Raw genomic sequence first — 6,457 nt, forward strand, 5'->3', positions numbered from 1 at the left:
TAAGACGTTGCCAGGTGTGAACTAAGAGATAGTAATTTTACTATCTCTTTTTTTTGTGCACAAAAATATTTATAAGGTTTAATCTTAGATAAAGTTATATTTTGTCGTAGTTTCGGGTTTTATTAATTATAACTAAAAAATATATTAAAAAAATGAAGAAACATATTTTAATTTGTAGTAATTTATAATAAGAAAAAAATAGAGAAAATAAGCATTAAATGTTATAATTGTAAAGTAATGTAATGAAAAAGGAAAGCAAGTGATAAGGAGGGGGTAAGATGACACAAGCAACGAAGAAGAAGACTGTTATAAAAAAGGGTCAAATTACAGATTTTGATAATTATTTATTCCATGAAGGAAAAAATTATAATAGCTATCGATTTATGGGGGCTCATAGTGTTATAGAAAAAAGAAAAAGAGGAATAAGATTTACAGTTTGGGCACCAAATGCAAGTGCTATTTATGTTGTGGGGGATTTTTCAGATTTTAAGCCATTAGAAGAGTATAAGATGGAAAGGCTAACTGAAAAAGGTATATGGAGTTTATTTATTAAAGATTTAAAACCTGGAGTTAAATATAAGTATTATATAGTAAATCAATGGGGAACAAACGGGGTATATAAAGCTGATCCATACGCAGAAATTTCAGAATTAAGACCAAATAGTGCATCTATTGTTAAGGATGATATTAAATTTAAATGGGCTGATAGAAAATGGATAAATAAGAGAAATAGAACTAACATATATGAAAGTGCAATAAATATATATGAAGTACATTTAGGATCATGGAAAACTGAAAACGGTAAGTTTTTAACATATAGAGAACTTTCAGAGAAATTAACTAATTATGTAGTAGAAATGGGATATACACATGTAGAAATAATGCCACTTGTGGAACATCCACTAGATGCTTCTTGGGGATATCAAGGGACAAGCTATTATTCACCTACTAGTAGATATGGAGATAGTGATGGACTTAAGGAATTAATAAATTGTCTTCATAGAAATGATATAGGAGTAATTTTAGATTGGGTTCCAGGACATTTTTGTAAAGATGAGCATGGATTATATATGTTTGATGGTGGTCCAACATATGAGTATGAAGAGGGATGGAAAGCTGATAATAAAGGATGGGGAACATTTAATTTTGACCTTGGGAAACAAGAAGTTAAAAGCTTTCTAATATCAAATGCTCTATATTGGATAAGAGAATTCCATATTGATGGAATAAGAGTTGATGCTGTCTCTAATATGCTCTATTTAAATTATGGTCGAAATGAAGGCGAATGGATGCCTAATAAGTATGGTGGAAATGAATGTTTAGAAGGAATTGAATTTTTAAAAGAATTAAATTCTACGATAGCATCAGAATTTAGTAATTTGTTAATGATAGCAGAAGAATCAACATCATGGCCTAATGTATGTAAGTCTATAGAAGATGGTGGACTTGGATTCAACTTTAAATGGAATATGGGTTGGATGAATGACACATTAAAGTATATAGAGGTTGATCCTATATACAGAAAGCATAATCATAATAATTTAACTTTTTCAATGATGTACAACTACTCAGAAAATTTCATATTACCTATTTCCCATGATGAAGTAGTTCATGGTAAAAAATCATTAGTTGATAAAATGTGGGGAGATTATTTCAATAAATTCTCAGGACTTAGAATGTACTTAGCGTATATGATGGGACATCCAGGCAAGAAACTTCTTTTCATGGGATCAGAATTTGGTCAGTTTATTGAGTGGAGAGAATATGAGCAGCTTGAATGGAAGCTTATAGATGGATATGAGATGCATAAATTGACTAATGAATATTGTAAAAATTTAAATAGGTTTTATAAGGAAAGTAGAGCATTATGGGAACTTGATTATAGTAATGAAGGTTTCCAATGGATAGATGCAGATAATAATGAGCAAAGCATCCTGCTATTTATGAGAAAAGGTAAAAATGAGAAGGATACATTAATTTTTATATGTAACTTTACTCCTGTAGTTTACTATGATTTTAAAATAGGTGTACCATATTTAGCAGATTATAAAGAAGTATTAAATACAGATAATAAGGAATATGGTGGTTCAGGTCAAGTTATGGAGGAAGTATTAGTTGCAGAAAATAGCGAGTGTCATAATATGCCGTACTCAATAAATATTAAAGTACCACCTATGGGAGTATCTGTAATTGGTATTGAAAAATTTAATGAATTAACTATAAGTAATAAAACAATTTTAGAAAAATAAATAAGGGGTGAACTAAAAAATGAAGGTTTTGATTGCAGCATCAGAGGCACATCCGTTTATTAAAACAGGTGGTCTTGGAGATGTTATTGGAGCATTACCTCAAGCACTAAAGAATTTAGGCATGGATGTTAGAGTTGTTATACCTAATTATAGAGATATAAAAAAGGAAATTAAAGATAAGCTTAAATTTATTAAAGAATTTGTTGTGAGAGTAAGTTGGAGAGACCAATACTGTGGAATATTTGAGTATGAGTATAAGGGAGTAACATACTATCTTTTAGATAATGAGTATTATTTTAAAAGAGATGGATTATATGGTTACTATGATGATGGAGAAAAATTTGCTTTTTTTGATAGAGCAGTACTTGATTTTATAAAAGAGATAGAATGGAAGCCAGATGTTATACATTGCAATGATTGGCAAACTGGTATGATTCCTGTTCTTCATAAAGTTGAATATATTAAAGATGATTTTTATAAAAACATTAAAACTATAATATCAATTCACAATTTATTTTTCCAAGGAACTTTTTCTAAAGAAATACTTCCAGAATTATTTGGATATGATTATGAGTTATTTAATAATGGAAGTATAGAATTACATGGTGGAGCAAGTTTTTTAAAGGGTGCAATAAATTATTCAGATAAAGTAACTACTGTTAGTGAAGCATATGCTGAAGAAATTAAAACACCTGAATATGGTGAAAAGCTAGAGGGTTTATTAAGATATAGAGGGGAATCTCTTAAGGGAATAGTTAATGGAATTGACTATGAAGAATATAATCCTGAAACTGATAAAAACATATTCAAAAATTATTCTGTAAAGACACTTGTATATAAAGATGAAAACAAAGAATACCTTCAAAAGAAGTTAGGGCTAAAGGTTGATAAAGATATTCCTATGATAGGTATGGTAAGCAGGTTAACACATCAAAAAGGATGCGATTTAATAACAAATATGATAGAAGGATTATTACAAAAGGAAGTTCAAGTTGTTGTTTTAGGAACTGGAGATTACATGTATGAAGATAGTTTTAAATATTTTCAAAATAAATACCCACAAAAACTATCTGCAAGTATAACTTTTGATAATGCCTTTGCCCATGAAATATATGCTGCATCAGATATGTTTTTAATGCCATCACTTTTTGAGCCTTGTGGACTTGGACAATTAATAGCATTGAGATATGGAGCAGTTCCTATAGTTAGAGAAACTGGAGGACTTAAAGATACTGTTATACCATATAATGAAATTTCAGGAGAAGGAAATGGTTTTGGATTTAAAAACTATAATTATGAGGAACTTAAGAAAATTGTAGAGTATGCATTAGATGTATATGAGGATAAAAATGAGTGGGATAAGTTAGTTGTGCAAGCTATGACTTCAGATAATAGTTGGATAAAGTCAGCTAATAAGTATAAGAAGATGTATGAAGAATTAATAGGTTAGTATTAATTTTATGGTATGAAAATAATAAGATGGGTTTATAAAAAGATAGATGTGGGAAGGGGATTTAAAGTGTATGGTCAATAAAGAAATAGTAGCAATGGTTTTAGCGGGTGGACAAGGTTCTAGATTAGGAGTGCTAACTAAAAATTTAGCTAAGCCTGCAGTTCCTTTTGGAGGAAAATATAGAATAATTGATTTTCCATTAAGTAATTGTGCAAATTCAGGAATATATACAGTAGGGGTATTAACACAATATAAGCCGTTAGAGCTTAATTCACATATTGGTATAGGTGATGTTTGGGATTTAGATAGAAGAGATGGAGGAGTTGCTATATTACCTCCATACCAAGAGGAAAAAGGTGGAGACTGGTATAAAGGAACAGCTAATGCGATTTATCAAAACATAGAATATATTGATAGATATAATCCAGAGTATGTACTTATACTATCAGGAGATCATATTTATAAAATGGATTATGATAAAATGCTAGAATTCCATAAAAAGAAAAATTCTGATGTGACTATAGCGGTTATAGAAGTTACTATGGAAGAGGCAACTAGATTTGGAATAATGAATACTAGAGAAGACTTATCTATATATGAGTTTGAAGAGAAGCCAGAAAATCCAAAGAGTAATAAAGCTTCAATGGGAGTATATATATTTAATTGGAAAGTGCTTAAGAAGTATTTAAAAGAAGATGAATTAGACAATTTTTCAAGTAATGATTTTGGTAAAAATATAATTCCAAAAATGCTTGGTGATAATAGAAGAATGGTTGCATATCCTTTTAAAGGGTATTGGAAAGATGTTGGTACTATAGATAGTTTATGGGAAGCTAATATGGATTTACTTAGAAATGAAAATGAGCTAGTTTTAAATGATGTTGATTGGAAGATATATTCAAGAAATCCTGTAAGACCTGCTCAATATATAGGTGAAGAGGCGAAAGTTAGAAATTCTTTAATTACGGAAGGTTGCCTAGTGTATGGAAATATTGAAAATTCAATATTATCACAAGGTGTTACAATCGGTAAAAATGTTGTAATTAAAGATTCTGTTATAATGCCAAATGTTCATATAGAGGATGATGTAATTATAGAAAAAGCTATAGTTGGATCTGAGGCTGTTATAGGAAAAGGTTGCAGAGTTGGTAATGGTATAGAAGTTTCAGTAGTAGCTGCAAATGAAAATTTAGAAACAAGAATAGTTTGCGATGATAGTAAATTAGATATCGGACCAAGAGATATTTTTGTAGAAGAAAATTGTTATTAAAATAATAGATAATTAGCTAGTGATAAAGGGGTAGTATTCATGAATAATTGTTTGGGAATAATTAATTTAGATGAGAATGAAAGTAGAATGGGTGAGCTTGTAAGGTATAGAACATTAGCTTCAGTACCAATTTCAGGCAGATATAGAGTTGTAGATTTTGTATTATCAAATATGGCTAACTCAGGAATTGAGGGCATAGGGATATTTACAAAAAATAAATCAAGATCATTAATAAACCATTTAACTAATGGTAGGCCATGGGATCTTCATAGAAAGAAAGATGGTCTTAGAGTATTTAATTTTAGTGATCATGATCCAATATATGATGATGTGCATAATTTTGCTGAGAATATTGAGTTTATAAAAAGTAGTAGAAAAGAGTATATACTATTAGCACCTTCATATATGGTATGTAACATTGATTATAATAGTTTAATAAAAGAACATGTTGAAAAGAAAAATGATATAACAGTTGTTTATAAAAATGTGGATAACGCAAGTGAAAGTTTTATAGACTGTGAAGTTCTAAATATTAATGAAGCTTATAGAGTTATAAGTATTGGTGAAAATATAGGCAAAGAAAATAAAGCAAGTATTAATATGGAAATGTATATAATGAGAACTGATTTATTCATAGATATAGTTTATGAATGTATAAAGAGCGGCGTATATAGAAAGATAAAAGAATATATAAGTAGAAATTTAAATGACTTCAAAGTAGGAGCATTTGAGTTTGATGGATATTTAGCTTGTGTTAATTCTATTAAATCATATTTTGATGTTAATATAGATTTATTAAATCAAGATGTTAATAAAGAATTATTTTATGATAACAAGCCTATATATACAAAATCACAGGATGAAGCACCAACTCAATATACTGAAGTTAGTAATGTAGTTAACTCTATAGTTGCAAATGGATCATATATTGAAGGGACTGTTAAGAATTGTATTATAGGTAGAAGAGTATATGTTGGAAAAGGAACAGTGCTTAATAATTGTGTTATTATGCAAAATAGTATTATTGGAGATAATGTTGAGATGAGTAAAGTTATTGCAGATAAGGGTACTGTAGTAAATGAAAATCAAAATATTAGTGGTACGGATAATTATCCAGTAACTATTCAGAAGAGAAGAGCAATATAAATATTAAAATTAATTGATGGAGTTATACTAAAAACTTATTTGAGTTTGTTTAGTATAACTCCATTTTTATATTTTAATAAATATATTCATATGGTTTAAATATAGGAAGTTATATATTTAAGTAGCGTATTTTCTTTGAAACCGTGTGATTTGTATTAATTAAACCTTTAAACTCTACCTAGAGTGTCGATAGTATCATAATGTAGTTATTTGTATTAAATTGGAGTATTATAAGTATAATATTATATTATGAAGCAATTTAGTATATGGATGGGTATAAACTGTGATATTATAAAACACGTCGCTGATGCAGCACACAAGTTTAAACAGTTTATTTCA

Annotated in this window: 4 protein-coding genes; all 4 read left to right on the forward strand. The window is 28.9% G+C overall.

The genetic code is table 11. From position 1 onward, the window contains the following. Positions 1–278 precede the first annotated feature (278 nt). The 4 genes from glgB to glgD all read left to right on the forward strand — a co-directional run bounded on the left by glgB (position 279) and on the right by glgD (position 6,118). A complete protein-coding gene (gene glgB, locus RSF37_RS14560; RefSeq protein ID WP_332565102.1) occupies positions 279–2,249 on the forward strand; it encodes a 1,4-alpha-glucan branching protein GlgB in 1,971 nt (656 codons plus the stop codon). Positions 2,250–2,268: 19 nt separating this feature from the next. Then, complete coding sequence (glgA, locus tag RSF37_RS14565; RefSeq protein WP_332565103.1) at positions 2,269–3,699, forward strand: glycogen synthase GlgA; 1,431 nt, start codon at positions 2,269–2,271, stop codon at positions 3,697–3,699. Between the two features lie 73 nt (positions 3,700–3,772). Beyond that, the gene (locus RSF37_RS14570; RefSeq protein WP_332565104.1) at positions 3,773–4,972 is read left to right on the forward strand and encodes a glucose-1-phosphate adenylyltransferase; all 1,200 of its coding nucleotides are present in this window, start codon (positions 3,773–3,775) and stop codon (positions 4,970–4,972) included. A gap of 39 nt (positions 4,973–5,011) precedes the next feature. Beyond that, positions 5,012–6,118, forward strand: coding sequence for a glucose-1-phosphate adenylyltransferase subunit GlgD (gene glgD, locus RSF37_RS14575; RefSeq protein ID WP_332565105.1), 1,107 nt, complete (start codon positions 5,012–5,014; stop codon positions 6,116–6,118). Positions 6,119–6,457 lie beyond the last annotated feature (339 nt).

The sequence above is a fragment of the Clostridium sp. genome, assembly GCF_036643715.1.
Taxonomy (GTDB): domain Bacteria; phylum Bacillota; class Clostridia; order Clostridiales; family Clostridiaceae; genus Clostridium.

Excerpts from the sequence above, each read along its gene's own strand:
- RSF37_RS14570 (WP_332565104.1), top strand. The coding sequence starts at position 3,773 with ATGGTCAATAAAGAAATAGTAGCAATGGTTTTAGCGGGTGGACAAGGT.
- glgA (WP_332565103.1), top strand. The coding sequence starts at position 2,269 with ATGAAGGTTTTGATTGCAGCATCAGAGGCACATCCGTTTATTAAAACA.
- glgD (WP_332565105.1), top strand. The coding sequence starts at position 5,012 with ATGAATAATTGTTTGGGAATAATTAATTTAGATGAGAATGAAAGTAGA.
- glgB (WP_332565102.1), top strand. The coding sequence starts at position 279 with ATGACACAAGCAACGAAGAAGAAGACTGTTATAAAAAAGGGTCAAATT.